Genomic DNA, 25,584 nt, shown 5'->3' with positions numbered 1-25,584 from the left:
CGCAGCGTGCAGACCGTGTCGAGGATGGGCTAGTGTGCGCGCCATGACCGATACAGATTTGCTTTTCACCCCCGCCGTCCAGGCTGCCGCCCTGATCCGCAACAAGAAGCTTTCGCCCGTCGAATATCTCGACGCGGTCCTGAAGGCGGCCGAACAGGCCAACCCCAAAATCAACTGCTTCCGCGAGGTCATGGTCGACCAGGCAAGGCGAGACGCGAAGAAGGCCGAGGAAGCCGTCACACGGGGTGAAAAACTGGGACCGCTGCACGGCGTGCCGATCAGCGTGAAGGACCTGGTCGATGTCGAGGGCGTCCCGACGCGGCACGGCTCGGCGATCTTCGAAGGCAACGGGCCGGCCGCCGCCGACGATCTTCTGGTGCAGCGCCTGCGCGACGCCGGCGCGGTCATCTTCGCCAAGGCGACGACGCCGGAATTCGGCGTGAAGGGCCTGACCGACGGGCCGTTTGGCGTGACGCGCAATCCCTGGAACCTCGAGCGCACGCCGGGCGGCTCGAGCGGCGGTGGCGCGGCCGCGGTGGCGGCGGGCGTCGGCCCCCTGTCGCTCGGCACCGACGGCGCGGGCTCCGTGCGCGGTCCGGCCTCGTGCTCGGGCCTGGTCGGCCTCAAGCCGACCCTGGGCGCCGTGCCCTACGACACGACGCGCGATGCCTACGGCAACAATATCTATGCCGGACCGCTGGCGCGCTCCGTCACCGATGCCGCGATCATGCACTCGGTGCTGGTCGGCCCCAGCGACAAGGACCCGTGGACCCTGTCCGGCAGCGCGCAGAAGCCGCTGTCGCCCAAGCTCTCGGGCAGCGACCTCGCGGCCGTACGCATCGGCTACATCGAGCTCACCGCCAATCCGCGGGTCGCCGCCGACGTGCGCGCCAACACCCGCGCCTCGCTCGCGGCGTGGGAGGCGATGGGCGCCCAGGTCGAGGAGGTCACCGACAAGATCGACTGGATCGAATACGAGGGCCGTGTCCTCTACCAGGCGAACTTCGCCGTCTTCTGCGCGCAGTATGTCCCGCAGTGGCAGAACCAGATGGACCCGGTGACGCTCGCCTTCATGGAGCGCGGCGCCAAGTTCACCCTGGCCGATTTCCGCAACGCGCAGTTTGCGCGCACGACCCTGTTCCGCAAGATCCAGTCGCTGTTCGAGCGCTACGACTTCCTGGTGATGCCGACCAATGCGCGCACCGCGCTCAACGTGACGCATGATGCGGCCAACGACGAGGTCGTGATCGACGGCGTGAAGTGCGGCATCACCCGCCAGGGCTGGACCTCCTACCAGTACCCGTTCAACCTCACCGGCCATCCCGCCTGCGCCTACCCGTCGGGCTTCGGTACCGACGGCCTGCCGACCTCGGTGCAGGTCGTGGGCAAGTGGGGCGCCGAGACCGACGTGCTGCGGATGGGCGCTCTCCTCGAAGGCGCGCGTCCCTGGGCACAGCATCGCCCGCCTTCGCTCTGATCAATCGAAGGCGAGCCGCGGCAGCCACAGCGCCATGTCCTGCCAGTAGATCAGCAGGACGGTCATCAGCAGCATGGTGATGAAGAACGGCACGGTGCCGCGGAACACCTCGGCGATCGAGCCTTCACCCCGCACCGCCTGGATGACGTAGAGCGTCATCCCGACGGGCGGGCTGATCAGGCTGATCTCGCACATCAGCACCAGGAACACGCCGAACCAGACGGGATCGATGCCGGCCGCCTTGATCAGCGGGAAGACCAGCGGCAGCGTGCCGACCATCATCGGCAGCGTCTCGAAGAAGGTGCCGAGGATCACGTAGAAGGCGAACAGCACCCAGATCAGCGTGATGGCGTCGAGCTTCATCCCGGCCACGTAAGTGGTGAGCGCCCCCGTCGCGCCGAGCAGGCCCAGCACGAAGTTCATAGCGAAGGCGCCGGCCAGGATCAGCATCGAGAGCGCCGTCAGGTTCACCGTCGACAGGAACGCCTCGTGCAGCATCCTGATCGTGAGCCGGCGATAGAACGCCGCGATCGGCAACGCCGCCACGACGGCGAGCGCGGCCGCCTCGGTGGGCGTTGCCCAGCCGAGATAGATCGAGCCCATGATGACGATGAAGATCAGCGACGGCGCCACCAGGCCGCTCAGCCGGGCGATGCGGACCGACAGCGGGTCGACGACCGGTTCGCGCGGGGCGATCGCCGGATTGCGCATCGCCAGCACGACGATGCAGAGCATGAACATCACGGTGAGGATCGCGCCGGGCAGCACGCCCGCGGCATAGAGCCGGGCGACCGAGGTGTTGGTCAGCACGCCGTAGATGATGAAGCCGATGCCGGGCGGGATCAGGTTGCCCAGCGACCCGCCGGCGGCGATCGAGCCCAGCACCATCGGTGTACTGTACTTGCGCGTCTTGAAGGAGGGCAGCGCCACCGTGGCGATGGTCGCCGCCGTCGCGACCGAGGAGCCTGACACGGCCGAGAACAGTGCCGAGGAAGCGACGTTGGTGTGCAGCAGGCCGCCCGGCAGCGGATTGAGCCAGTCCGACAGCGAGCGGTACATCTGGTCGGTCGAGCCGCAGCGCACCAGGATCTCGCCCAGCAGGATGAACAGCGGCAGCGCCAGCAGCAGCGAATCGTTCATCGATTCGAAGTAGACGACGCCCAGCGCATTGATCGCGGGCATACCGAAATAAATCCCCGCCCCGATCGCGCCCACGGCGAACATCACCGTGGCGATGTGCAGCCCGAGCGCCATCAGGCCCAGCATCAGGACGAAGCCCAGGGCGACGCCGCTAGCGTCCATCATGGCCGCGCCTCCGTGCCTTCCTCGGAGAGACGAGTCTCGAGCTGGCTCACCTCGGTACGCACCTCCTCCTCGAGCGAGGCCGGTCCGTAGAGCTGGTCGAGCAGGCCGCGATCACGGAACAGCAGCCCGACCGCGTGCGCGGCCGCGATCCCCGTCGTCAGCGCGAACAGCGCGAGGCCCGCGAACCAGAAGGCCTGCGGAATCCAGAGCGGCGTCTGCAGCGGCGTGTTGGCGGGCTTGCCGCTTTCGAAGCTGGCCGCGAGTTCGTTCCAGCCGCGCCAGGCGCAGAACAGGGCCATGCCGGCGAGTGTCAACATGGCGAGCAGGTTGAGGACCGTCCGTGCCAATGGCGGCACATAGGGAAAGAGCAGCGTAATGCGCATGTGCGAGCGCGTCACGAAGGCCCAGCAGAAGCCGCCGGCGCTGGTGATGGCCAGGACATAGCCGCTGATCTCGTCGACGCCGCGCAGCGAGAAGCCAAACCAGCGCCGCGAGACGATCTCGAACACGGTGAGGAACGAGATCCCCATCAGGATCCAGCCGCAGGCGATGGCGGCTGAACGTGCAAGCGGCGTGACGGCCGCGACCGGATTGAACACGAGGTCGCGGTCTACTGTGCCGCGACCAGGCCGGTCATCTTGCCGACCGTGTCCGTCCAGGTCTTGGCACATTCCGCGCCGCAGCGCTTGGCCCAGCGCTTCAGCACGACGTCGTTCAGCGCCGTCTCGCGCGCCTTGAGGTCGGCTTCGCTCGGCTTCACGCGCACGACCTTGCCAGGCTTGCCCTCGCTGCAGGTACCGCCCTCGCCCGTGACGCAGATCAGGCCCATGTCGACCTCGTCGCCGATGGTCTTCCAGGCGCCATCCTCGAAGGTCTTCATCTCCTTGGTGAAAAACTCCTTGGTGGGAGCGCCCATCTTGTTCCACGAGGCGTCGCTCACCGCCGTGTACATGAGGGTGAAGCCGACCGGCATGTCGAGCACGGTGCTCACCACCTCATGCCAGCCCGCCCTGTAGGCCGGCATGGCGCCGGTGATACCGCAATCGACGGTGCCACGCTGCAGGGCCGGAACGACTTCGCCGAACGGGATGGTGACGGCCGTGGCGCCCAGGCCCTCGACCAGGTCGCCCTGGCTGACGCCCTGGACGCGGATCTTCTTGCCCTTGAGGTCGGCCACGCCCTTGATCGGCGCGTTGCAGAAGATCATCTGCGTCGGGAAGGTGTACCAGTTCAGGATCTTGGCGCCGTACTTGGCGCTCATGGTCTTGTCGAGCTGCGGGCCCCAGATCTCGGTGATCTTGCGGGCCGTGGCCATGTCCTTGGCGACGCCCGCGATGTCGACGCCTTCGAGGGCGGCGTCCTCGGCCACATAGATCGGCAGGGCATGGGCGAAGTCGAACAGGCCGAGCTTCAAGAGCCGCATCACCTCGGTGCCCTTGAGGTTCAGCTCCGTCGTGGACTGCGCGTTCGCCGTGATCTGGCCCTTCGAATCCTTGACGACCTGCTCGGTCCAGAAGGGCTTCTCGACCTTGAGCCAGTTGCTTAGGTTGCCGAAGCTGCCGACGACCTTGAAGCTCTGCTTGGGCAGGTCCTGCGCCTGCGCACCGAACCCGACGCCTGCAATCAATGCAGCGGCCAAGGCAGCCGCAATTCCCATCTTTAGCATTGGTTATTCCTCCCTTTCATAATTTGCACGCATCGTATGCAGCGAGTCTTTGCGCCGCAATGGCCGTTCTTCTAGGCTCCCCGACAACGATAAACAGGAGGAAGCTCATGCGTCTGATAGCGGTTGCCGGGGCACTTTTGGGCCTCGCCCTCGGGTCGGGAACGGCCCTGGCCCAGACTTTCGACAAGCCCATCAAGATCATGGCGCCCTATGCGCCGGGCGGGAACATCGACGTCACCGCCCGCATCATCGCCGACAAATTGCGCGAGGTGACGGGCACCACCGTCCTGGTCGAGAACAAGGCCGGCGCCAGCGGCATGATCGGCAGCGACGTCGTCGCCCGTTCCGCGCCCGACGGGACCAGCCTGCTGGTCTCGGCCAACTCGCTGGTCGCGGTGCCCGCCATCTACGGCAACGCCCCCTACGACTGGCGCACGGCGTTCACGCCGATCACCCATATCCAGCGCGTGCCGGCCGTCCTGGTCGTGCCGCCCAATTCGCCGATCAAGACCCTGGCCGACTTCATCGCCCTGGGTAAGGACGGCAAGTTCACGGTCGCCGATTCCGGTGTCGGCACCACCAATCACATCGCCATCGAGCTGATCGGCGAGGCCACCAACACCAAGTACACGCTGGTCCACTACAAGGGATCGGGCGCCGCCATGATCGACGTGATGGCGGGCCAGGTACCGGCCCAGGTCGACCAGCTCAACGCCGCCATCGGCAACATCAAGTCGGGCAAGCTGCGCGCCATCGCGGTGTCGTCCGACAAGCGCGTACCGCAGCTTCCCGATGTGCCGACCTTCAAGGAAAGCGGCGTGAAGGGTCTCGAAAACTTCACCTTCTCGACCTTCACCGGCCTGTTCGGTCCCGCCAAGATGCCGCCTGAAGTGGTCGCGAAGATCAACGAGGCGATGGTCAAGGTCCTTAAGGATCCGGCGGTCGTCGCGCGCTTCGCCGATCTCACGGCCGAGGCCTATCCGACCACGCCGCAGGAGACCGCGGCGATGTTCGATGCGGAGGACAAGATGGTCGTGCCGCTCATCAAGAAGCTTCAGATCAAAGCGGAGTAACCAGCTCGATGTCCTTTTTGCCCGCCACCATCACGCCCATCGTCCTTCTGTTGATTTCGAACGTCTTCATGACGTTCGCCTGGTACGGGCACCTGAAGTTCACCGACAAGCCGCTGTGGCTGGTGGTGGTGGCAAGCTGGGGCATCGCCTTCGTCGAATACTGCTTCGCCGTTCCGGCCAACCGGTATGGCCATGCGATCTATTCCGCGGCCGAACTCAAGACCATGCAGGAGGTGATCACGCTCACCGTGTTCGCTGCCTTCTCGGTGCTCTATCTTGGCGAACGCATCACCTCGAACCACCTCGTGGGCTTCGCCCTGATCTGCGGCGGCGCCTTCTTCATCTTCAAGGGGCCGCTCCCGTCCTGGTGAATCGCAATCCCGGCACGGGATGGAGTGGCCCGTCGTTTCGTAGTCTCTCCAGGGAGGACGACGGCTGACGCAACTCCGACCCGGACGACGACTGGAATATGGGCTGCTCGCCGCGGTCCTCGTCCTCGCGTCCGGTCTGCGCCTGTGGGACCTCTCGGCCAACGGCTTCGGCAACGAATACTACGCCGCCGGCGTCCGCAGCATGCTGCAGGGCTTCGGCCTCTTCTTCTACAATGCCTTCGATCCGGCGGGCCTGGTATCGCTCGACAAGCCGCCGCTCGCCTTCTGGATCCAGACGATCTTCGCCGCCGTCCCTGGATACAGCGGCTGGGCGATCCACTTGCCGCAGGCCTTGGCCGGCACCGCCTCGGTGGCGATGCTCTACTTCCTCCTGAGGAAGCCCTTTGGCCGCACAGTGGCGATCCTTGCGGCCTTCCTGCTGGCCCTGTCGCCGATCACCGTCGCAGCCGACCGGTCGAACAACACCGATTCCTGGCTCGTCCTCTTCCTGCTGGTGGCGGCATGGCTTGCCTTGCGCGGACGCGGCCTGTCCTTCGTCTTCGCGATGGCGGCGCTCGGCCTCGCCTTCAATGTGAAGATGCTGGCGGCACTGATCTGCGGTCCCGCCCTGCTGGCCGGCTGGTGGCTTTCCGGCACGCTCGACTGGCAGAGGCGGCTGGGATGGATGGTCGCCGGCGGGCTCATGCTGGCGATCGTCTCGCTCTCCTGGGCCGTGGTCTTCGATCTCACGCCCGAGCGGCTTCGCCCGCAGGCCGGCAGCAGCAAGAGCGGCTCGATGCTCGAGCTGATCGTCATGCACAACGGGATCGAGCGCTTCGTGCGCGAACGGCCACCGGCACCGACCTCTTCCAGGACGACACAAGCCGCCCCGCCGCAAACACCGCGCGCCGACGCCTATGACGCCGTACCGGTCGGACCACTGCGCCTCGCCACGCCGATGCTGGCCGGCCAGTTCGCCTGGATGCTGCCGTTCGCGGTACTCGGCGCCGTGCTGGCCTGGTGGCGGCGACGCGCCGCCGTGGCGCTGTGGGCGGGTTGGGCGCTGACCTACGGCATCGTCTACAGCGCCGCCGGCGGCATCTTCCATATCTACTATCTCGCGACCCTGGCGCCGCCCCTGGCGGCCCTTGCCGGCATCGGCGGCGTGGAACTCTGGCGGCGCGGCGCGGTGTCTCTTGCCCTCGGCGTTGCGGCGACGGCGCTCTGGCAGGCCTATCTCACGGGCGAAACGCTTGGCTGGACCGCCCCCTGGATCGGCTTTCCCGCGGTGGCCCTGCTCGCGGCTGCCGCGGCCGCATGGCGCGACCGGCGGCTCACCGCGCTGATCGGTGTCGTCGGGCTGCTGGTGCTGCCGACGGCCTGGGCGCTCAGCCCGATCTTCGCGCCAGGCAACCTCACTTTGCCGTCGGCCAGCCTGCCGCGCTGGCTGGGAATGGACGATGGGCGCGGCCCCGTCCTGTCACGCAAGCATACGACACAGACCGACGATCCCAAGCTGCTGGCGTTCCTGGAGGCGCAACGCGGCAGTGCGAAGTTCCTCGCCGCCGCGCCCAATGCGCTGCTGGCCGCACCGCTCATCATCCGCAGCGGCGAGCCGGTGCTGGCCTTCGGCGGCTATCTCGGCAGCGACCCGATCATGAGCCTCGATGCCTTCGCCGAACGGGTGAAGCGCGGCGAGGTACGCTACGTGCTGCTGTCATTGGCGCAGCGCCCGGCCGATTTCGATGCCTGGGTGCGCGCCCACGGCAGGCCGGTCAATCCGGCTCTCTGGCATTCGCAGCCACCGGAGATGCGCCGCACGATTGCTCTTTATGACGTCGGGCCGCAGGCGACCGGGCGCTGACTATTCGGCCGCCTGGCCGGCGCCGCTCAGGATGGCCTGTTTCGCCTGTTCGCCGGCGCGGCGGTTGCGCCGCTTGATCCACCACATCAGGAAGCCGGTGACAGCGAAGATCGGGATGATGACGCCCGAGACGAACACCAGGAACTTGTAGACGCCGCCGAGGCCGATTCCGTAGTGCAGTGCGCGCTGCCAGGCGATGATCTTCTCCCCGGCCGTCATCGCCTGCGGATCGAACACGTCGACCACGGTCTTGCGATAGGGATCGATGATCACCGTGATGATCGGCGCGCCTTCCTCGTGTCCGGGCCGGATGAGACCGACGCGCAGCGCCTGGTCGGGCCGGAGCGACAGGAAGGCGTTCAGGAAACGCGTGCCGGGAACGCGCGCCTTGGCGAGTTCGACGGCCTCGTCGACATCCATCGCCGGTGTGCCGCGCATCGGCTCGACCCTGGCCTGGAACATCGCCGCGCGCATGTCGCGACCGGGCGACACGAAATTGACCGCCGCCGAGATCTGCTGCGGGAAGGCGAGATAGACGCCGGTGAAGTTCACCAGCATGAAGATCACCAGCGACCAGATGCCGACCGCGCCATGCAGCTCGCGGTTCAGGCGCAGCCCCTTGGCCTTGCGGCGCACCATGAAGGCCTGCTTCCACTGGCCGGGCCTGGGCCACCAGAGATAGAGGCCGGAGCAGCCCAGCACGAGCATCGCCACGCCGAGCCAGCCCACGATCTCGCGACCCAGTCCGCCGGGAATGAAAATGTGGCCGTGCAGGTCGTGGAAGAAGCGCACCCAGCCGGTCATCGCCTGCTGCGTCTCGAGAACCTGCAGCGACACCGGATCGATCAGGATCTGCAGGCTGCCGGCAAATGGACTTTGCGTCGGCACCCGGCCCTGCGCTGGCGCGCCGGGCTGCTGGGGAGCAGCGCCTTGCTGGCCACCCTGCTGTCCGCCGCGGAACTGCGGACGCTCACTGGCCATGCCGGGACGCGACAGGCGCACGGCCGCCGGTTCACCGACTTCGATGGGCCAGCGCACGGCCATCGGGACCCGGCCGGGCTCGCTGTTGGCAGCCTTGGCCGCCTCGATCAGCTTCGCCGCCGACTGCCATTCGCCGGCCGTCTTTACGTCGGGCTCGCCCTGCCCCAACAGGTGCTCGATATCGTGGGCATAGACCAGCACCGCGCCGGTGATGCCCATCATCACCAGCGGCAGCAGCAGGATGAGCCCGATCCAGAGATGGATCTGCTGCAGCCAGTAACGGACCGTGCGCCGCTGCGGCTTGGCCATGGTTATCCTCCGCCGAAGGCGACCGCGATTCGATAGGTCAGGAAGGCGGCCACGTAGGCCAGCGCCAGCATGTAGAAGAACGTCACCCACAGCCAACGCCAGCCGCCGGTCTCGCGGCGGATGACCGCCAGGGTCGAGGCGCATTGTGGCGCGAAGACATACCAGGCGAGGAAGGCCAGCGCCGTGGCGAGGCTCCACTGGGAACTCAGCGCCGAGGCGATCTTGTCGGTCGCCTCCTCGCCGCCACTGATCGCGTAGATCGTGCCCAGCGAGCCGACCGCGACCTCGCGCGCCGCCATGCCGGGGATCAGCGCCACGTTGATCTGCCAGTTGAAGCCCAGCGGCTCGGTCAGGGGCTGGATCGCCGTGCCGATCTTGGCGGCCAGGCTGTAGTTGATCGCCGGCTCCGTCGCGCCTTCGGGCGGCTGCGGGAAGGAGGCCAGCACCCAGATCAGGATCATCATCGACAGGATCGTGGTGCCCGCGCGCTTCAGGAAGATCGTGGCGCGCGTCCACAGGCCGATGGCGATGCTCTTGGCCTGCGGGATCTTGTAGTCCGGCAGTTCGAGCATGAAGGGCTCGCCGGGCTTGCCGCGCCAGATCAGGCGCTTCACGACGAACGACACGGCGAGCGCGCTCGCGATGCCCACCGTGTAGAGGCCGAACATCACCAGCCCCTGCAGGCCGACGAAACCCCAGACCTCGCGGTCGGGAATGAAGGCACCGATGATCAGGGTGTAGACCGGGATGCGCGCCGAGCAGGTCATCAGCGGCGCCACCAGGATGGTGGTGAGCCGGTCGCGCCGGTCGTCGATCACGCGCGTCGACATGATGCCCGGGATGGCACAGGCGAAGGACGACAGCAGTGGGATGAAGGCGCGTCCGTGCAGGCCGGCGCCGCCCATGATGCGATCCATCAGGAACGCGGCGCGCGCCATGTAGCCCAGGTCCTCGAGCATGAGGATGAAGAAGAACAGGATCACGATCTGCGGCAGGAATACGATGACGCTTCCGACACCGCCGATCAGCCCGTCCTTCAGGAAGCTTTTAAGCAGGTCGGGCAGCGGCAGTTCCTCGACGAAGTCGCCGAGAAAATGGAAACCCGCCTCGATCGCATCCATGCCGGGTTGCGCCCAGGCGAAGACCGCCTGGAACATCACGAACAGGATGGCGAGCAGCACAACCAGTCCCAGCACCGGATGCAGCAGGATGGCGTCGGCGCGCGTCGTCAGGCTGTCGGGCTTGCCTTGGCCCTTCACCACCGCGGCCAGGATACGATCGGCCTCGCGCTGGGCGCCGCGCAGGGCGGCGGCATCAGGAGCCTTCCAAAGCGGGCCGGTCGCGGCCTGTGCCGCTTCGAGCCGGCGGTCGACTTCGGCCAGCAGCGCATCGGTGCCGCCGCGACGCACAGCGACCGAAGTCACCACCGGCAGGCCGAGTTCGCGGCCGAGCTTCTCGGTGTCGATCTCGATGCCGCGCTTGCGCGCGATGTCCATCATGTTGAGCGACAGCATGACCGGCCGCCCGACCTGCTTCAGCTCGAGCACGAGCCGCAGCGCCAGCCGCAGGTTGGAGGCGTCGGCGACGCAGACGATCAGGTCGGGGATGACGTCTTTCTGGGTGCGGCCCAGCACGACGTCACGCGTCACTTCCTCGTCGGGGGAGCGCGCGCGCAGCGAATAGGTGCCGGGGAGGTCGACGATGCGCACCGCGCGCCCGGCCGGCGTGGTCAGCGGGCCGACCTTCTTCTCGACGGTGACGCCGGGATAGTTGGCGACCCTCTGGCGGCTGCCGGTCAGCGCATTGAACAGCGCCGTCTTGCCGCAATTGGGATTGCCGACCAGCGCGACGACGGGCGTGGCGGCGGCAGGTGCGGTGACGCTCACGGCTAGGCTCCGGCGCTCACGAGGATGGCCATCGCCTCGCGACGGCGCAGCCCGATGGTGGTGTGGGCGACGCGCACGGCAATCGGATCGCCGCCGAACAGGCCCTGATGCAGGATCTCGACATCGGCGCCCTCGACGAAGCCCAGCTCGATCAGCCGGCGCTCGAGTTCAGGCGCGGGCATGCCTGCGGCGACTCGCCCTGCCGCGATGGCATGTATGCGGCCACGAAAGCCCACGCGGGCGGTGCCAAGTGCTATGGTTGGTTCTGCGCTCATTGAGACTAAGTCGTAGTAGCATTGAAGATGTTGGCTCGCCAGCGGGAGGGGTAGAAGAATGGCAAATATCGTTCTGGCGCATGGCGCCTGGTCGGCGGCCTGGGCCTGGAAGAAGATGCGGCCGCTGCTGCGCGACGCCGGCCACCAGTTCTTCGCCCCGACCTATACCGGCCTCGGCGCCCGCGCCCACCTCGCCACGCCCAGCGTCGACCTCTCCACCCATGTGCAGGACATCGTTTCAGAGATCGAATTCGAGGACCTGAACGACGTGATCCTGCTGGGCCATTCCTATGGCGGCATGGTCGCCACCGGCGTCGCCGACAAGGTCGGCAGCCGTCTCGCACGCATCGTGTATATCGACGCCTTCGCGCCCAAGGATGGCCAGAGCCTGTTCGACCTGGTCGGGCCCAAGGCCGAGGGCAACATGCGCAAGGGTGCGGAGAAGGACGGCGAGGGCTGGAAGCTGCCGATCAACCCGATTCCGTCCGACACGGCGCCCGAGGATGTCGCCTGGGCCAGCCCCCGTCGCCGGCCGCAGCCGATCAAGACCTTCGAGCAGCGGATCAAGCTGGAGTCCAGCCAGCCGCTGCCGCCGCGCGATTACATCTATGCGACACGCAACGGCCCCGGCGACGTGTTCCGCCAGTTCGCCGACCGGGCGCGCAGCGAGTCCGGCTGGACTTGTCATGAGCTGGACAGCAGCCACAATCCGCACATCACCTGCCCGAACGAGTTCATGGCGCTGCTGACCAAGATCATGGCGGGCGGCAAGTGAACAGCGACCTCGCCTTCTCGATCCTGGGCCAGCTGGGGCGTGCCAAACGCGCCGATGACCAGCTCACGATCACCGGCGACAGCGATCCGGTGTTCCAGACGCCGTGGCGCGTCGGCGCGGCCGGCAGCGCGGCGCTGGGCGCCGTCGGCCTCGCGGTCTCGGACCTGTGGCGGCTCAGGACCGGCAAGCCGCAGTCGGTCGCGGTCGACCTCGGCGCGGCCACCGCGTCGCTGCGCTCCAACACCTATGTCCTGCGCAACGGCGAGCGGCCGGTCTCCTGGGATCCGCTGTCGGGCCACTACCCGACGCGCGACGGCCGGCACATGTTCATCCACACCAACCATCCGCATCACCGCGCGGGCGCGCTGCGCATTGCCGGCGCCGAAGGCGACACGCGTGAGGCACTGGCTGCCGCCGTCGCCAAGTGGGACGGGCTCGCGATCGAGCAGGCGATTGCCGACGGCGGCTGTGTCGGCGGCCTGACGCGCAGCCGCGACGAATGGAACGCCCATCCGCACGGCGTCGCCATCGCGAAGCTACCTCTGATCGACATCGTGAAGATCGGCGACGCGCCGGCCGAGCCCTTGCCCAAGGGCGACCGTCCGCTGTCCGGCGTGCGCGCCTTCGACCTCACGCGCGTGTTGGCCGGCCCGACGAGCGGCCGCGTGCTGGCGGAGAACGGCGCCGACGTGCTGCATGTCGCCGCGCCTCACCTGCCCTATCAGGCCGAGCTGCTGATGGACACCGGCCACGGCAAGCGTTGCACCTGGATCGACCTGCGCGAACCGGCCGGCGTCGAGACGATGAAGACGTTGCTGAAGGACGCCGACATCTTCACCCAGGGCTATCGCCCCGGCACGCTGGCGGCCCGCGGCTTCTCGCCCGAGCAGGTGGCGGCGCTGCGGCCCGGTATCGTCTGCGTCACCCTCTGCGCCTACGGCCATGAAGGCCCGTGGTCGCAGCGGCGCGGTTTCGACTCGATCGTGCAGAACGTGACCGGCCTTGCCGCCACGCAGGGCTCGCTGGAGAAGCCGCGCAACCTGCCCGTTCAGGCGCTCGACTACATCGCCGGTTATCTCGGCGCGCTGGGCGCCCTCGTCGCGCTCGCTCGCAGGGTCGAGCAGGGCGGCTCCTGGCAGGTGCGCGTGTCGCTGGTCCAGGTCGCGCACTGGCTCGCCAGCCTCGGCACCGTCGACGCCGCCAAGGGCGCCGCCGAACTGCCCGAGGCGGCGCTGCTGCCGCTGCTCACCGAAAGCGTCGGCCCGCTCGGCCGCCTGCGTCACCTGAAGCCGGTGGTGCAGCTCGGCGAGACGCCGGCCTATTATGCCAAGCCCGCCGAGCCACTCGGCACGTCTCCTGCGCAATGGGCCTAGCATGTCCGACATCCTGAGAACGGAAGCCGATCTCGAGGCGCTCTACGGCCGGCCGGTGGAAGCGTCGACGGTCAAGGAAGTGAACTGGATCACGCCGCACTACCGCGCCTATATCGAGGCATCGCCTTACGCAGCGCTGGCGACCTCCGGTCCCGAAGGGCTGGACTGTTCGCCGCGCGGTGACAAGCCCGGCTTCGTGCGAATACACGACGAGAAAACGCTGATGCTGCCCGACCGGCGCGGCAACAACCGGATCGACTCGCTGCGCAACATCGTGCGCGATCCGAGGGTCGCGCTGCTGTTCATGATCCCGGGTGTCGGCAACACGTTGCGGGTCAACGGTCGCGCCCATCTCAGCGTCGCGCCCGCGCTTCTGGAGTCGTTCGCGGTCGAGGAGAAGGCGCCGCGCTCGGTGACAGTCATCGAAGTCGATGCGGTCTATTTCCAGTGCGCCCGCGCTCTGGTGCGCTCCGAGCTGTGGAATCCCGCACGACATGTCGATCCGAAGTCCCTGCCCAGCGCCGGCCAGATCCTGGCGGCGTTGAGCAACGAACGGGTCGGCGGCGAAACCTACGATCGAGAATGGCCGGGCCGGGCAGCGGCCACGATGTGGTGATCCGCGAGGTGGTGATCCGCGAGCGCGAACCCGCGGATGACGTGGCGATCCGCGACCTGAACGATCTCGTCTTCGGCGGCCCGTTCGAGGGCAAGCTGGTCGAAGAACTGCGCGAGGCCTTCATCGATGCGGTCGAGCTGGTCGCGGTCGAGGAAGACGCCATCGTGGGCCACATCCTGTTCAGCGCGATCACGACCATGGTCGACGACGATGCCGTGCCGACGCTTTCGCTGGCGCCGATGTGCGTCCACCCGGACCGTCAGCTTGCGGGCATCGGCAGCGCCCTCGTCGAAGCCGGACTCGATCTCGCGCAGCGGCGTGAATGGCAGGCCGTCGTCGTGCTGGGCCATCCCGACTACTATCCGCGCTTCGGCTTCTCGGCCGAGCTGGCGAGCGGCCTCGACGCACCCTTCGAGGGCGATTCCTTCATGGCGCTGGAGCTGGTGCCGGGCGCGCTCGACGGCGAAGACGGGCTGATCGTCTACCCGGCAGCCTTCGGCCTGGTGTCCTAAGCCGCGAACGCGATCGCCGGCGCTTCGAGAGCCTCGATGAAGCGCCGGCAGTAGGCTTCTGCCGTCGTGCGCAGGACCTTTTCCTTCAGCACGCCATGCCGCTCCTGCCGTTCCGACAGGGGCATGGTGAGCGCCACATGCATGGCGTCGGCGATGGCGTCGGGATCGAACGGGTTCACGATCAGCGCCTCGGTGAGGTCCTGGGCCGCGCCCGCGAACTGCGACAACACCAACACACCCGGATCGTCGTCAGGCTGGGCGGCCACGAACTCCTTGGCCACTAGGTTCATGCCATCGCGCAACGGCGTCACGACCCCGATGCGGCCGAGCCGGTAGAGGCCCGCCAAGGTCGAGCGAGGGGCTGCGCGGGTGGAATAGCGCAACGGTGTCCAGTCGAACTCGGAGAAGCGGCCGTTGATGCGCCCCGCCAGCCGGTCCAACTCGGTGCGGAGCTTGCGATACTCGTCGACCTCCTCGCGCGAGCGCGGGCAGATCTGCATCAAGTGGATCTTGCGCTTGTGCTCGGGGTGCTTCTCGAGCAGGCGGCCGAACGCCTCGAAGCGGTGCGGCAGGCCCTTGGAATAGTCCAGGCGGTCGACACCGATGGCGAGCGCGCGGTTCAACAGGCTCCCGGCGACACGCTGGACCAGCTGATCGCTCTCGGCCCGTTCGGCTTCCTGGGCGAAGCCCCGGGCGTCGATGCCGATCGGATCGGCGAAAGCGCGTACCCGTCGCCCGGCGATCCGGATCCACTCGCCATCGACCGCGGCGCCCAGCATGCGTTGCGCGCAGTCGCGGAAGTCGCGTGCATGTTCCTCGGTCTGGAAGCCCACCAGATCGTAGGCGCAGAGATCGGCGATCAGCTCGCGCGCCACCGGCATGGCCTCGAGCATCGAGGGCGGCACGAAGGGCACGTGCAGGAAGAAACCGAGTCGGCCCTCGAAGCCCTCCTTGCGCAACAGGCGGGCGAACGGGATCAGGTGATAGTCGTGCGCCCACACCGTGTCGTCGCCCTGCAGCAGCGGCGCCAGCGACCGCGCGAAGGAACGGTTGACCGAGAGGTAGCCCTCGTAATCCTCGCGGCGGAAATGCATCAGGCCCAGCCGGAAATGCAGCAGCGGCCACAGGGCGCCATTGGCGAAGCCGACATAGAAGCCGCGATAGGCCTCGGGCGTGAGATCGACCGTCGCATAGGTGACGCCGCGGGCCTCGACGATGGCGGGCTGCGTCGACGGCTCCGAGGCGAGGCGGCCGCTCCAGCCGAACCACATCGCGCCTGGAGTCATCAGATCGCGCAACGCCACGGCAAGGCCACCGGCCGAAGTGCCGCGCGCCTTCGGCACCGGAACCCGGTTGGAGACGATCACGAGGCGTGCCACAGCCCCTCCTCCCAGCTCCGCGAGAGCCGCATCGCCGACAGGATCAGACCGACCTGGCTGTAGGTCTGCGGAAAATTGCCCCACAGCTCGCCGGTGCGCGGATCCAGGTCCTCCGAGAGCAGCCCGACATGATTGCGCCGGGCCAGCACGTTGTTGAAGAGCTCGAGCGCCTCCTCACGGCGGCCGACGCTGGCCAGCGCATCAATGTACCAGAAGGTGCAGAGCAGGAAGGCATTGGACGGGGCGCCGAAATCGTCGGCCTCGACGTAGCGCATGAGGAAGCCGTTCTTCATCAGCTTCTTCGAGACCATGTCGAGCGTGGCATGGAAGCGCGGATCGTCGGAGCGCAGCAGACCGATCTCGGGAAATACGAGACTGGACGCGTCGGCCATGTCGCGGTCGAGCACGCCCGACAGCCATCCTTCCGACGTGGTGCCGCGCTGCAGGATTTCCTGGCGCAGCACGCCCGCCTTGGCGAGCCATTCGCGCGATTCGCCATCGAGGCCGACCCGGCGTGCGATCAGACCGAGCCGGTGCTGGGCGGCCCAGCACATGGCGGCGGAGAAAGTGTGGACCTCTTCACGTTCGCGATATTCCCAGAGGCCGGCATCGGGCGTCAGGGCGGCGCGATGCGCCTCGTTGCCGACGGCGCAGAGCTGGCGGTAGAGCTCGATGTCGCCCTGGCGGGGCAGTCGCTCGTCCCAGAACATCTGCGCCGCCGTCAGCACCATCGAGCCATAGACATCGTTCTGGCGCTGACCGACCGCCGCGTTGCCGATGCGCACCGGCCCGTAGCCGCGATAGCCGGGCAAGGTGTCGATCAGGCGCTCGATCGTGTCGGTGCCTGGCGCGATCGGGAACAGCGGAGCGACGTTATGGACCTCGCCGCGCGTGCTGCCGGCCTCGACCACGTCGATGATGAAGCGCACATAGCTTTCCATCGTGCGGGTCGCCGACAGGCGATTGAGCGCCGTCACGGTAAAGAAGGCGTCGCGCAACCAGGTGAAGCGGTAATCCCAGTTGCGCACCGTGCCCGCCGCTTCCGGCACCGAGGTCGTCAGCGCCGCCAGCACCGCGCCCGTGTCTTCGTAGCTGCAGAGCTTGAGCGTGATGGCGGCACGAATGACCGCGACCTGCCAGTCGAACGGGATGTTGAGGTCGCGCACCCAGCCCTGCCAGTAAATCTCGGTCTCGCTCAGGAACGACCGCGAGAGCTGGTCGACATTGTCGGTGATGCTTTCGTCGGCGCCGACGATCAGGGTGAGCGGCCGGTCGAGCGAGAACTCGGTCTCGTGCAGGATATAATTCAGCGAGGCGTCCGTGGTGAGACGCAGCACCGATGAATCGCCGTAGTAGCGCACATGGTTGCTGCCGACCGTGACCTGCGACTTGTGGGCGTTGTAGTCGAAGGTCGGCCGCAGGCGGATGGTGATGCGTGGCCGGCCGGCAACGGGTTCGAGCCGGCGCACCAGCATGGGCGGGCGGAACATGCGGCCGAAGCGCCTGAAGCGCGGCGCGAAATCCCAGATGCGCGCCGTGCCGCCCGCACTCTCGAGGGTGGTTTCCAGGATCGCCGTGTTCGGCACGTAGCGCTGACGGCTCTCCTTCAGGCCGTCGACCACGACATCCATGAAGCCCGCCTGCGGGTCGTTGCCGCCCAACAAGGCATTGAAGACGGGATCGCCGTCGAGCCGGCCCAGCCCGTGCCAGACATGGCGGCCGTTGCGATCGATAAGGCTCGCGATCGAGCAGTTGCCGACAACCCCGAGATCGAGGCTGCTCACGCCGATGCCTCCGCTGCCGCCGTCTCCGATGCCGGCGGCCCGGCCAGGCGTTCGGCGTTGCGCGCGAGCCAGGCCCGAACCTGTGCGGGATCGCCCTCGAAGACCTCCTGCACCCGCAGCCCTTCGCCGCCGTGCCGGCGTGCCGCACTCATGCCGGCCTCGTCGGTGAAATCGTCGCCGACGAAGATCGGTCGGCGGCCCTTGAAGGCACTGTCCTTCATGAAGCGTTCGACGGCATGCCCTTTGGACGTGGATCGCGGTCCGATCTCCACGCACTCGCGCGCCGGGATCAGGCGAAACCACGGATGATCGTCGGGCACGAGGGCGCGCACGACCCGCCAGACATCGTCATGGCGCTCCGGCGCCAAGCGATAGTGAATCGCGCAGCCATGCGGCTTGGGTTCGATCAGCACGCCCGGCCAGCGTTCGGTCGCCGCGACGAGCGAATCGCGCCAGGCTTCCGTGACGGCCAGACCGGCCGGCATCTCCTCGACCGTCCCGTCGCTGAACCGCAACGTCACCCCGTGTTCGCCACCCGCAGCCGACGTGAAGGGCTTCAGGAGTTGATCGATGGTCTTGAGCGAGCGTCCGCTCACGATCGCGAGAGCGCCGCCGAGAATCGTATGAAGGTGAGTCAGCAGGTCCGGCAGGGCCGGCGGCACGACGACGAGCTCGGGAGTCGCCGCGATCTCCAGCAGCGTTCCGTCAAGATCGAGGAAGAGTGCCGAGCCCTGGTCGAAGTCTGGTGCTGCCATCTCGTCCCCTCTGCGCCTGGATGCCTAGGGCGCGAAGGGCCGTCGACCACTACACGCCGCGATTCGGAGGTCGCCCGAGCGGACGGCCGCGCCGAGCGCGTGGTCGTTCAACGCCGCGAGACGACATGGGTTCCCACTGACTGCCGCAAATGGGTCAACGAAGTGGACCCATCTTTTTCCAGAACGGTTTGCCGCACTCATAGGCTGCGGCAGCGGGTGAAATTCCAGCTTCGCGCAGACTGCGCAAATCCAGCTCCGCAAGATAGCGTCGTGCTTCGATACGGCCGCGCCATATCTTGAGCAAAGAAGAAAGGCGCTCGTTGAATGTGCTCATCCAACCCTCCTTGGGCCTGATGAGTTGAAGGTGCGACCGCGTAACGGCGCGCTCAATTACACGACAGGTAATGACGCGAACGCAGCAACTCCTCCGGGCGCGAGGCGTTGAGAAGGCTCGAAGCCATTTTCAACAGAGGAGACTGTCATGAGCAGCACCACCGACAAGGTCAAGGGCGTCACCAACGAGGCGGTCGGCAAGGCCAAACAGGGCATCGGCAATGTGGTCGATAGCGACAAGATGAAGGTCGAAGGCGCCCTGCAGGAAGCCAAGGGCGAGGCCCAGCAGGCTGTCGGCAAGACCAAGGATGCGCTGAAGAAGGCGATCGACGGCTAACGCCGCGATCCTTCGAAGTATTGGAAAGGGGCGCCCGTCGCAGGACGGGCGTCCTTTTTCTTTGCGCGCGATTGGCCTAGGCTTCTCGCCATCTTCATCGATGGCGGTATCATGCTCTCCTCCCAACGCGACCTTTTCGACATTCCGCGCGACGTCTGCTTCCTCAATGCGGCCGCCTGGAGCCCGCTGCCGCTCGCGGTGCAGGAAGCTGGTCGTATCGGTGTCGGCCGCAAGGGCCAGCCGTGGAAGCTCGATGCGGACTTCATGTCGAAGCAGTACGAGCGCGCCCGCAAGGCCGCGGCGGCGCTGATCGGCGCCGATCCCGTCGACATCGCGCTAATTCCTTCCGTCGGCTACGGCGTGTCGACCGCGGGCAAGGTGATGAGCCTCGCGCGCGGCAGCCGCGTGCTGGTCCTGCAAGACGATCACACCTCCCCCGTTCTGGAATGGATGAGCCGCGCCGAGCAGGGTGGCTACACGGTCGAGCAGGTGAAGCAGCCGGCCGACGGCGACTGGACCTCGGCGGTGCTCGATGCGATCGCGCGCAAGGATGCGGCGCCGCTCTCGCTGGTTTCGATCTCCTCCGTCCATTGGTCGGACGGCGGCGCCATCGACCTGACGCGGGTTGCCGAAGCGGCGAAACAGACGGGCGCAGCCTTCCTGGTCGATGCCACGCACGATGCCGGCGTCCGCCGCATCGACGTGAAGACGCTCGATCCCGACTTTCTGATCTTCCCGACCTACAAGTGGGTGCTGGGTCCCTATGGCCGCGCCTTCCTGTATGTCGCCAAGCGTCACCAGAACGGCGTGCCGCTGGAACAGACCGCGCCGGCGCGCAAGGGCGTCGCGGCCGAACAGAAGGTCTATTTCCGCGACCTTTCCTATGCCGACGGCGCGCGCCGCTACGACATGGGCGAGCGCGACCATTTCATCACCCTCGAGATGGCCGCGGTCGGCATGGAGATGATGGCCGGCTGGGGCAACGATCCGATCGTCGCCCGCCTCGCCATGCTGACCGACCGCCTGGCCGACGGGCTCGCTAACACGGGTGTGCGCGTGCTCGACCGCAAGCTGCGGGCGCCGCAACTCCTCTGCCTGCAGTTTCCCAAGGGCATGGAAGACGACCTGCCGCAGAAGCTCGCGGCGGAGAATGTCTATGCCGCGCCGCGCCTCGGCCGCCTGCGCATCAGCCCGCACGTCTACAACGACGAGCAGGACGTCGATCGTTTCGTCGAGGTTTTCAAGAAGGTCGCGCTATAACGCGCACTACAGGTGCCGCGTCTCCGTGGGCGCCTTCGACCAATCGTCGTGCCGGCCGTCCTCATAGGAGATCGCACCGGCGGCGAAGGCTTCTGGCGCCGGCTCGTCGAGGCAGGCGAGATTGACGCCATAGAAGACGCCGCCCATCGCCTCCATGTCGCCGCGACCGAAGGGCTTGATGCCGCAGGTCCGGCAGAAGTGATGCTGGATCGCGCCGCGGCCGAAGCTGTAGACGGTCAGCCTGTCGGCACCCTGCAGGACGCGGAAGGCATCGGCCTTGGCAATTGCTTTCCAGAAACGGCCCTTGGCGCAGACAGAGCAGTTGCAGCGGCTCGAGCCGGCAGCAGGATCCAGTTCGCACTCGAAGCGCACGGCACCGCAATGGCAACCGCCCTGATAGGTCTTCTTCATCGTCCTTCACCTCGGGATTGTTAACTTAACTTATTAGTTAAGTGTTGAAGCCTCGATGCTCGCCTGTCAAGGTCCGGCGGGAAGCAAAGGGGTTGGTTTTGCGTAACACACGTCGGCATCTTCTCATCGCAGCGCTCGCGTCGCCCTTCGTCACCCGTGCGGCATTCGCGCAGGGCAAATATCCCGAGCGGCCGATCAAGATCATCGTGCCCTTCCCGCCGGGCGGCGGCGTCGACCTGACGGCGCGGCTGATGATGGAGCCGCTGTCGAAGGAACTGGGACAGACCATCGTCATCGAGAACAAGGGTGGCGCCGGCGGCATCATCGGCGTCGAGGCGATGTCGCATGCCCCGCCCGACGGCTACACGCTGTCGCTGACCGGCGCCGGCACGCTGACGGCCGGGCCGCATCTGCGGAAGATGCCCTACGATCCGATGGCGCTGACGCAGATCACGCGCCTGGTGCGCATGCCCTTCATCGTCGCAGTGCGCAACGACCTGCCGGCCAAGACGCTGCCCGAATTCATGGAACTGGCGAAGAAGCAGGAGCTGCGCTGGGCGTCGGGCGGCATCGGCACCAGCCAGCATCTCGCGGGCGAGCTCTTCACCCAGATGTCCGGCCTCAAGATGGTCCACGTGCCCTATCGCGGCACCGGTCCGGCGCTGAACGATCTCGCCGCCGGCATCGTCGACGCCTATTTCGGCGATCCCGCGACGCTGAGCCTGATCCGCGGCGGCAAGGCGCGCGCCATGGCCGTCACCTCGCCCGAGCGCTGGCCCGTCCTGCCCGATACGCCGGCGCTTGCCGAAGCCGTGAAGGGCTACGAGGCGGAGAACTGGTACGGGCTCGCGGCCCCGCCCAAGACCCCAACGGCGATCGTCGACCGGCTGAACGCCGCCATTGCCAAGGTGCTGGCCGAGCCCGACGTGAAGAAGAAGTACGACGAGAACGGCCTCACCCCAGCCCTTCTCTCCCCGGCCGACTACGTGGCCTTCCTCAAGCGCGATTCCGTCACCTGGGGCGACGTGGTGCGCAAGGGCAACATCAAGATCGACGAGTAGAAATGTCCTCCCGCTTGGCCGTCGACATCGGCGGCACGTTCACCGATGTCGTGCTCGAAACCGGCACGACCGCCCATGCCATCAAGGTCCTGACCACGCCCGACGCGCCCGAGCGCGCCGTGCTGGAGGGCGTGCGCTCCATCCTGGCCGAGGCGAAATGCCGGCCGCAGGATGTGAGCCTGGTTGTCCACGGCACAACCTTGGCCACCAACGCGCTCATCGAGCGCAAGGGCGCGCGCACCGCGCTGATCACCACGGAAGGCTTCCGCGATTCCGTCGAGATGGCCTGGGAGCACCGCTTCGAGCAGTACGACATCTACATGGAACGGCCGCAGCCGCTGGTGTCGCGCGACCTGCGCTTCGGCGTGCCGGAGCGTGTAGCCTCCGACGGCGCCGTACTGCTGGCGCTCGACGAAGCGGCCGTGCGCCGTGTCGCGAAGCAATTGAAAGCCGAGAAGATCGAGGCGGTCGCCGTCTGCTTCCTGCACAGCTTCACCAACGAGGCGCATGAGCGTCGCGCCGGCGCGATCCTGGCCGAGGCGCTGCCGGGCATTGCCATCTCGCTGTCCTGCGAGGTCTGCCCCGAGATCCGCGAGTACGAGCGCACCTCGACGACCATCGCCAATGCCTACGTCCTGCCGCGCATGGCGGGCTATCTCGGCCAGCTCGAAGCCGACCTGAAGAAGGAAGGCATCGCCGGCCCGCTCCTGCTGATGATGTCGTCGGGCGGCATCACCACCGTCGACACGGCGCGGCGTTACCCCGTGCGCCTGGTCGAATCGGGCCCGGCCGGCGGCGCGATCCTCGCGCGCACGGTCGCCGCCGAGAACGACGCCCGCAAGGCCGTCGCCTTCGACATGGGCGGCACCACCGCCAAGCTCACCTTGCTCGATGACCTGGAACTGCAGCGCTCGCGCCAGTTCGAGGTCGCGCGCGCCTATCGCTTCGTGCAGGGCTCCGGCCTGCCGGTGCGCATCCCCGTGATCGAGCTGGTCGAGATCGGCGCCGGCGGCGGCTCGATCGCGCGCATCGACGCGCTGGGCCGTATCCAGGTCGGTCCCGATTCGGCAGGCAGCGTGCCTGGTCCCGCCAGCTACGGCCGCGGCGGCACCGAGCCCACGGTGACCGATGCCGACACCGCCCTCGGTCGCCTCGATCCCACGCGCTTCGCCGGCGGCGCCATTCCGCTCCATCGCGACAAGGCCGAGGCGGCGCTGCAATCGCTGACCGGGCCGCTCAACACGGATGCCCAAGGCGCGGCGGCGGGCGTCGCCGAGATCGTCGACGAGACAATGGCGAGTGCCGCCCGCGTGCACGCGGTCGAGAACGGCAAGGATACGGCCGACCGTGCGCTGATCGCCTTCGGCGGTGCGGCGCCGCTGCACGCGGCGCGTCTCGCCCGCAAGCTCGGCATGAAGCAGGTGATCGTGCCGGTCGGCGCGGGTGTCGGCTCCGCCTTCGGGTTCCTGCGCGCCTCCATCGCCTACGAGGTCGTGCGCACGCGCCATATGCGGCTCGACATGTTCGACGCCAAGATGCTGAACGAGCTGTTTGCCGCCATGCGCGCCGAGGCCGAAGCGGTCGTGCGGCCGGCGGCGCCCGGCGAGACGCTGGTCGAATCGCGGCAGGCGTTCATGCGCTATCGCGGCCAGGGCCACGAGATCGCGGTGCCGCTGCCGAACGAACCCTTCGCGCCCGATGCCGCCGGCGAACTGCGCCGACGCTTCGAGGCGACCTACGAGCAGGTGTTCGGCCGCGCCATTCCCAAGCTCGAGGTCGAGGCGCTGACCTGGACCCTGTCGATCGCCACCGACCGGCCGCTGCCGCCGCCGGCAAAAGCCATCGCCGAGACCGCCGCGCCGGCACCGTCGAGCCATCGCGAGGTCTTCGATCCCGTGAGCGGCCTGCGCGAACAGAATGCCCTGCATGAGCGCGACTCGCTCACGCCCGGGATGTCGCTCGACGGGCCGGCACTCATCGTCGAGGACGGCACCACCACCGTCGTTCCCAACGGCTTCACCGCCCGCATCAACGAAGTGGGCCAGATCGTCCTGGAGGACCGCGCATGAGCACGTCTCCCAAATCTCCACTCGGCGAAATCCGCCTGCAGGTCATGTGGAACCGCCTGCTCTCCGTCGTCGAGGAGCAGGCCCGCGCCCTGGTGCGCACCGCCTTCTCGACCAGCGCGCGCGAGGCCGGCGACATCTCGGCCGGCGTGTTCGATCTCGAGGGCCGCATGCTGGCGCAGGCCGTGACCGGCACGCCGGGCCACGTGAATTCGATGGCGCGCAGCGTCATCCACTTCATCCGCGAGTTCCCGGTCGAGACGATGAAGGAGGGCGACGCCTACGTCACCAACGATCCGTGGAAAGGCACCGGCCATCTCTACGACATCGTCGTCACCTCGCCCGCCTTCCACAACGGCAAGCTGGTGGCGCTGTTCTCCTGCACCACGCACGTGGTCGACATCGGCGGCCTCGGCCAGTCGCCCGACGGCCGGCAGGTCTTCCATGAGGGCCTGTTCCTGCCGCTGCTGCCGCTGATGCGCGAGGGCGTGATCGACGAGAGCGTGATGCGCATCGTGCGGGCCAACGTGCGCGAGCCGGTGCAGGTCGAGGGCGACATCCATGCGCTGGTCGGCTGCAACGGCATCGGCGAGAAGCGCCTCTCCGACATGATGGCCGAGCACGGCATCGACAACCTCGACGAGCTAGGCACGCACATCATCGAGAAGAGCGGCGCCGGCATGATCGCCGCCATCTCCAAGCTGCCGCGCGGCACCTGGAAGGGCCATATGCGCATCGACGGCTACGACGCGCCGATCGACCTGCATGCCGCCGTCACCATCCACGCCGACCACATCGCCGTCGACTATGCCGGCACCTCGGGCTCGTCGATCTACGGCATAAATTCGCCCATGTGCTACACTGAGGCCTACACCGCCTTCGGCATCAAGTGCGTCGTGGCGCCGACCATCCCGAACAATGCCGGCACGCTCGATTCGATCCTGGTGACGGCGCCGGACAACACCATCGTCAACGCGCTGTTCCCCGCCGCGGTGAACGCGCGCAGCACGATCGGCCACATGCTGCCCGACGTCTGCTTCGACGCCCTGCACCAGGTGATCCCGGGCCAGGTGCCGGCCGAGGGCACGTCCAACCTCTGGAACCTGAAGCTTGGCGCCGGCCACGGCATGACCGGCACGATCGGAAACAGCCGCCCCTTCATGGTGACGACTTTCCATTCCGGCGGCACCGGCGCGCGGCCGACGCTCGACGGCCTATCGGCGACGCCTTTTCCCTCGGGCGTTCGCAACGTTCCGGTCGAGATCACCGAGACCATCGCGCCCGTGGTCGTCTGGAAGAAGGAATACCGCCAGGATTCCGGCGGTGCCGGCGAGCAGCGCGGCGGCCTGGGTCAGGTGATGGAAGTCGAGCACCGGGAAGGCGCGCCCTTCGGCATCTTTGCGACCTTCGAGCGCGTGAAGCATCCGGCGCGTGGTCGCGACGGCGGACAGTCCGGCGCCAACGGCCGCCTGTCGCTGGCGTCAGGCCAGGAGCTGAAGGCCAAGGGCTTCCACACCATCCCGGCCGGCGAGCGGCTGGTCGTCGAGATGCCGGGCGGCGGCGGCTACGGCGATCCGTCGAAGCGCGATCCGGAAGCCGTCAAACGCGACATCAAGCTCGGCCTCGTCAGCAAGGAAGCCGCCAAGGCGGCGTACGGCGTCGAGGACGATTAGTCATATCATTGGAGCGCGCCACTCCAGTGGCGCTCGGATTCG

The 25,584-nt window shown here is 67.4% G+C and carries 24 protein-coding genes; 13 read left to right on the top strand and 11 right to left on the bottom strand.

Annotation, left to right across the window (positions count from 1 at the left end; genetic code table 11):
* Positions 1-43 precede the first annotated feature (43 nt).
* The gene (locus tag AC1ROX_RS27990; protein WP_493131517.1) at positions 44-1,477 is read left to right on the top strand and encodes an amidase; all 1,434 of its coding nucleotides are present in this window, start codon (positions 44-46) and stop codon (positions 1,475-1,477) included.
* Here the strand turns inward: AC1ROX_RS27990 and AC1ROX_RS27985 are convergent, their stop codons facing one another.
* Genes AC1ROX_RS27985 through AC1ROX_RS27975 form a run of 3 tightly spaced genes read right to left on the bottom strand, consistent with a single transcriptional unit; the run spans position 1,478 to position 4,448 of the window.
* Positions 1,478-2,782 carry a TRAP transporter large permease gene (locus AC1ROX_RS27985; protein ID WP_493131515.1) on the bottom strand — a complete coding sequence of 435 codons (1,305 nt, stop codon included), beginning with the start codon at positions 2,780-2,782 and terminating at the stop codon, positions 1,478-1,480. It abuts the gene before it with no gap.
* A complete protein-coding gene (locus AC1ROX_RS27980; protein ID WP_493131513.1) occupies positions 2,779-3,381 on the bottom strand; it encodes a TRAP transporter small permease subunit in 603 nt (200 codons plus the stop codon). The genes AC1ROX_RS27985 and AC1ROX_RS27980 overlap by 4 nt, the downstream gene beginning before the upstream one ends.
* Before the next feature lie 11 nt (positions 3,382-3,392).
* Positions 3,393-4,448 carry a TRAP transporter substrate-binding protein gene (locus tag AC1ROX_RS27975; protein WP_493131511.1) on the bottom strand — a complete coding sequence of 352 codons (1,056 nt, stop codon included), beginning with the start codon at positions 4,446-4,448 and terminating at the stop codon, positions 3,393-3,395.
* A 107-nt stretch (positions 4,449-4,555) separates the two neighbouring features.
* On the opposite strand from AC1ROX_RS27975, the gene AC1ROX_RS27970 reads away from it, so the two are divergent.
* The 3 genes from AC1ROX_RS27970 to AC1ROX_RS27960 all read left to right on the top strand — a co-directional run bounded on the left by AC1ROX_RS27970 (position 4,556) and on the right by AC1ROX_RS27960 (position 7,756).
* The gene (locus tag AC1ROX_RS27970) at positions 4,556-5,521 is read left to right on the top strand and encodes a Bug family tripartite tricarboxylate transporter substrate binding protein (RefSeq protein ID WP_493131509.1); all 966 of its coding nucleotides are present in this window, start codon (positions 4,556-4,558) and stop codon (positions 5,519-5,521) included.
* Positions 5,522-5,529: 8 nt separating this feature from the next.
* Positions 5,530-5,892 carry a DMT family protein gene (locus tag AC1ROX_RS27965; RefSeq protein WP_493131507.1) on the top strand — a complete coding sequence of 121 codons (363 nt, stop codon included), beginning with the start codon at positions 5,530-5,532 and terminating at the stop codon, positions 5,890-5,892.
* Positions 5,893-6,094: 202 nt separating this feature from the next.
* The gene (locus AC1ROX_RS27960; protein ID WP_493131505.1) at positions 6,095-7,756 is read left to right on the top strand and encodes a glycosyltransferase family 39 protein; all 1,662 of its coding nucleotides are present in this window, start codon (positions 6,095-6,097) and stop codon (positions 7,754-7,756) included.
* Here AC1ROX_RS27960 and AC1ROX_RS27955 read toward each other — a convergent pair whose 3' ends face one another.
* Genes AC1ROX_RS27955 through AC1ROX_RS27945 form a run of 3 tightly spaced genes read right to left on the bottom strand, consistent with a single transcriptional unit; the run spans position 7,757 to position 11,207 of the window.
* Positions 7,757-9,046, bottom strand: a complete 1,290-nt coding sequence (locus tag AC1ROX_RS27955; RefSeq protein WP_493131503.1) for a PepSY-associated TM helix domain-containing protein — start codon at positions 9,044-9,046, stop codon at positions 7,757-7,759.
* Between the two features lie 2 nt (positions 9,047-9,048).
* A complete protein-coding gene (gene feoB / locus AC1ROX_RS27950; RefSeq protein WP_493131501.1) occupies positions 9,049-10,932 on the bottom strand; it encodes a ferrous iron transport protein B in 1,884 nt (627 codons plus the stop codon).
* Between the two features lie 2 nt (positions 10,933-10,934).
* Positions 10,935-11,207, bottom strand: coding sequence for a FeoA family protein (locus AC1ROX_RS27945; RefSeq protein WP_493131499.1), 273 nt, complete (start codon positions 11,205-11,207; stop codon positions 10,935-10,937).
* Between the two features lie 58 nt (positions 11,208-11,265).
* Here AC1ROX_RS27945 and AC1ROX_RS27940 point away from each other — a divergent pair, with 58 nt between their 5' ends.
* The 4 genes from AC1ROX_RS27940 to AC1ROX_RS27925 are packed head-to-tail and all read left to right on the top strand — an operon-like array spanning position 11,266 to position 14,483.
* Positions 11,266-11,982 carry an alpha/beta hydrolase gene (locus AC1ROX_RS27940; RefSeq protein WP_493131497.1) on the top strand — a complete coding sequence of 239 codons (717 nt, stop codon included), beginning with the start codon at positions 11,266-11,268 and terminating at the stop codon, positions 11,980-11,982.
* Positions 11,979-13,355, top strand: coding sequence for a CoA transferase (locus AC1ROX_RS27935; protein ID WP_493131495.1), 1,377 nt, complete (start codon positions 11,979-11,981; stop codon positions 13,353-13,355). The genes AC1ROX_RS27940 and AC1ROX_RS27935 overlap by 4 nt, the downstream gene beginning before the upstream one ends.
* A 1-nt stretch (position 13,356) precedes the next feature.
* A complete protein-coding gene (locus tag AC1ROX_RS27930) occupies positions 13,357-13,971 on the top strand; it encodes a pyridoxamine 5'-phosphate oxidase family protein (RefSeq protein ID WP_493131492.1) in 615 nt (204 codons plus the stop codon).
* Positions 13,938-14,483, top strand: coding sequence for a GNAT family N-acetyltransferase (locus AC1ROX_RS27925; RefSeq protein ID WP_493131490.1), 546 nt, complete (start codon positions 13,938-13,940; stop codon positions 14,481-14,483). Before AC1ROX_RS27930 ends, AC1ROX_RS27925 begins: the two co-directional genes overlap by 34 nt.
* Here the strand turns inward: AC1ROX_RS27925 and AC1ROX_RS27920 are convergent.
* The 4 genes from AC1ROX_RS27920 to AC1ROX_RS27905 all read right to left on the bottom strand — a co-directional run bounded on the left by AC1ROX_RS27920 (position 14,480) and on the right by AC1ROX_RS27905 (position 18,735).
* Entirely contained in the window at positions 14,480-15,862 is a 1,383-nt protein-coding gene (locus AC1ROX_RS27920) for an alpha,alpha-trehalose-phosphate synthase (UDP-forming) (RefSeq protein WP_493131488.1), read from the bottom strand. The two genes, AC1ROX_RS27925 and AC1ROX_RS27920, sit on opposite strands and share 4 nt — an antisense overlap.
* Entirely contained in the window at positions 15,847-17,646 is a 1,800-nt protein-coding gene (locus tag AC1ROX_RS27915) for a glycoside hydrolase family 15 protein (protein WP_493131486.1), read from the bottom strand. Before AC1ROX_RS27915 ends, AC1ROX_RS27920 begins: the two co-directional genes overlap by 16 nt.
* Positions 17,643-18,401, bottom strand: a complete 759-nt coding sequence (gene otsB / locus AC1ROX_RS27910) for a trehalose-phosphatase (RefSeq protein WP_493131484.1) — start codon at positions 18,399-18,401, stop codon at positions 17,643-17,645. The genes AC1ROX_RS27915 and otsB overlap by 4 nt, the downstream gene beginning before the upstream one ends.
* 154 nt (positions 18,402-18,555) lie before the next feature.
* Positions 18,556-18,735: a DUF1127 domain-containing protein gene (locus AC1ROX_RS27905; protein ID WP_493131482.1), complete on the bottom strand. Its 180-nt coding sequence runs from the start codon at positions 18,733-18,735 to the stop codon at positions 18,556-18,558.
* A gap of 147 nt (positions 18,736-18,882) precedes the next feature.
* Between AC1ROX_RS27905 and AC1ROX_RS27900 the strand changes: the two genes are divergently transcribed.
* Positions 18,883-19,071, top strand: a complete 189-nt coding sequence (locus AC1ROX_RS27900; protein WP_493131480.1) for a CsbD family protein — start codon at positions 18,883-18,885, stop codon at positions 19,069-19,071.
* 111 nt (positions 19,072-19,182) lie between these two features.
* Complete coding sequence (locus tag AC1ROX_RS27895; RefSeq protein WP_493131479.1) at positions 19,183-20,331, top strand: aminotransferase class V-fold PLP-dependent enzyme; 1,149 nt, start codon at positions 19,183-19,185, stop codon at positions 20,329-20,331.
* A 6-nt stretch (positions 20,332-20,337) separates the two neighbouring features.
* Here AC1ROX_RS27895 and AC1ROX_RS27890 read toward each other — a convergent pair whose 3' ends face one another.
* Positions 20,338-20,742, bottom strand: a complete 405-nt coding sequence (locus AC1ROX_RS27890) for a GFA family protein (protein ID WP_493131477.1) — start codon at positions 20,740-20,742, stop codon at positions 20,338-20,340.
* A gap of 98 nt (positions 20,743-20,840) precedes the next feature.
* Between AC1ROX_RS27890 and AC1ROX_RS27885 the strand changes: the two genes are divergently transcribed.
* The 3 genes from AC1ROX_RS27885 to AC1ROX_RS27875 are packed head-to-tail and all read left to right on the top strand — an operon-like array spanning position 20,841 to position 25,542.
* A complete protein-coding gene (locus tag AC1ROX_RS27885; RefSeq protein WP_493131475.1) occupies positions 20,841-21,803 on the top strand; it encodes a Bug family tripartite tricarboxylate transporter substrate binding protein in 963 nt (320 codons plus the stop codon).
* Positions 21,804-21,805: 2 nt separating this feature from the next.
* A complete protein-coding gene (locus AC1ROX_RS27880) occupies positions 21,806-23,872 on the top strand; it encodes a hydantoinase/oxoprolinase family protein (protein ID WP_493131473.1) in 2,067 nt (688 codons plus the stop codon).
* On the top strand, positions 23,869-25,542 hold the full coding sequence (locus AC1ROX_RS27875) for a hydantoinase B/oxoprolinase family protein (RefSeq protein ID WP_493131471.1): 1,674 nt from the start codon (positions 23,869-23,871) through the stop codon (positions 25,540-25,542). Before AC1ROX_RS27880 ends, AC1ROX_RS27875 begins: the two co-directional genes overlap by 4 nt.
* Positions 25,543-25,584 lie beyond the last annotated feature (42 nt).

It is taken from the genome of Reyranella sp. GW821-FHT14A01, assembly GCF_058803965.1.
Note: the sequence above shows the minus strand (reverse complement) of the source record. Positions and strands in the feature narration are given on the sequence as shown.

What these genes read in the sequence shown, in the direction of transcription:
- AC1ROX_RS27990 (WP_493131517.1), top strand. Translation starts at nt 44, where the DNA reads ATGACCGATACAGATTTGCTTTTCACCCCCGCCGTCCAGGCTGCCGCC.
- AC1ROX_RS27985 (WP_493131515.1), bottom strand. Translation starts at nt 2,782, where the DNA reads ATGATGGACGCTAGCGGCGTCGCCCTGGGCTTCGTCCTGATGCTGGGC.
- AC1ROX_RS27975 (WP_493131511.1), bottom strand. Translation starts at nt 4,448, where the DNA reads ATGCTAAAGATGGGAATTGCGGCTGCCTTGGCCGCTGCATTGATTGCA.
- AC1ROX_RS27970 (WP_493131509.1), top strand. Translation starts at nt 4,556, where the DNA reads ATGCGTCTGATAGCGGTTGCCGGGGCACTTTTGGGCCTCGCCCTCGGG.
- AC1ROX_RS27965 (WP_493131507.1), top strand. Translation starts at nt 5,530, where the DNA reads ATGTCCTTTTTGCCCGCCACCATCACGCCCATCGTCCTTCTGTTGATT.
- AC1ROX_RS27960 (WP_493131505.1), top strand. Translation starts at nt 6,095, where the DNA reads ATGCTGCAGGGCTTCGGCCTCTTCTTCTACAATGCCTTCGATCCGGCG.
- AC1ROX_RS27955 (WP_493131503.1), bottom strand. Translation starts at nt 9,046, where the DNA reads ATGGCCAAGCCGCAGCGGCGCACGGTCCGTTACTGGCTGCAGCAGATC.
- AC1ROX_RS27945 (WP_493131499.1), bottom strand. Translation starts at nt 11,207, where the DNA reads ATGAGCGCAGAACCAACCATAGCACTTGGCACCGCCCGCGTGGGCTTT.
- AC1ROX_RS27940 (WP_493131497.1), top strand. Translation starts at nt 11,266, where the DNA reads ATGGCAAATATCGTTCTGGCGCATGGCGCCTGGTCGGCGGCCTGGGCC.
- AC1ROX_RS27930 (WP_493131492.1), top strand. Translation starts at nt 13,357, where the DNA reads ATGTCCGACATCCTGAGAACGGAAGCCGATCTCGAGGCGCTCTACGGC.
- AC1ROX_RS27925 (WP_493131490.1), top strand. Translation starts at nt 13,938, where the DNA reads ATGGCCGGGCCGGGCAGCGGCCACGATGTGGTGATCCGCGAGGTGGTG.
- otsB (WP_493131484.1), bottom strand. Translation starts at nt 18,401, where the DNA reads ATGGCAGCACCAGACTTCGACCAGGGCTCGGCACTCTTCCTCGATCTT.
- AC1ROX_RS27905 (WP_493131482.1), bottom strand. Translation starts at nt 18,735, where the DNA reads ATGAGCACATTCAACGAGCGCCTTTCTTCTTTGCTCAAGATATGGCGC.
- AC1ROX_RS27900 (WP_493131480.1), top strand. Translation starts at nt 18,883, where the DNA reads ATGAGCAGCACCACCGACAAGGTCAAGGGCGTCACCAACGAGGCGGTC.
- AC1ROX_RS27895 (WP_493131479.1), top strand. Translation starts at nt 19,183, where the DNA reads ATGCTCTCCTCCCAACGCGACCTTTTCGACATTCCGCGCGACGTCTGC.
- AC1ROX_RS27890 (WP_493131477.1), bottom strand. Translation starts at nt 20,742, where the DNA reads ATGAAGAAGACCTATCAGGGCGGTTGCCATTGCGGTGCCGTGCGCTTC.
- AC1ROX_RS27880 (WP_493131473.1), top strand. Translation starts at nt 21,806, where the DNA reads ATGTCCTCCCGCTTGGCCGTCGACATCGGCGGCACGTTCACCGATGTC.
- AC1ROX_RS27875 (WP_493131471.1), top strand. Translation starts at nt 23,869, where the DNA reads ATGAGCACGTCTCCCAAATCTCCACTCGGCGAAATCCGCCTGCAGGTC.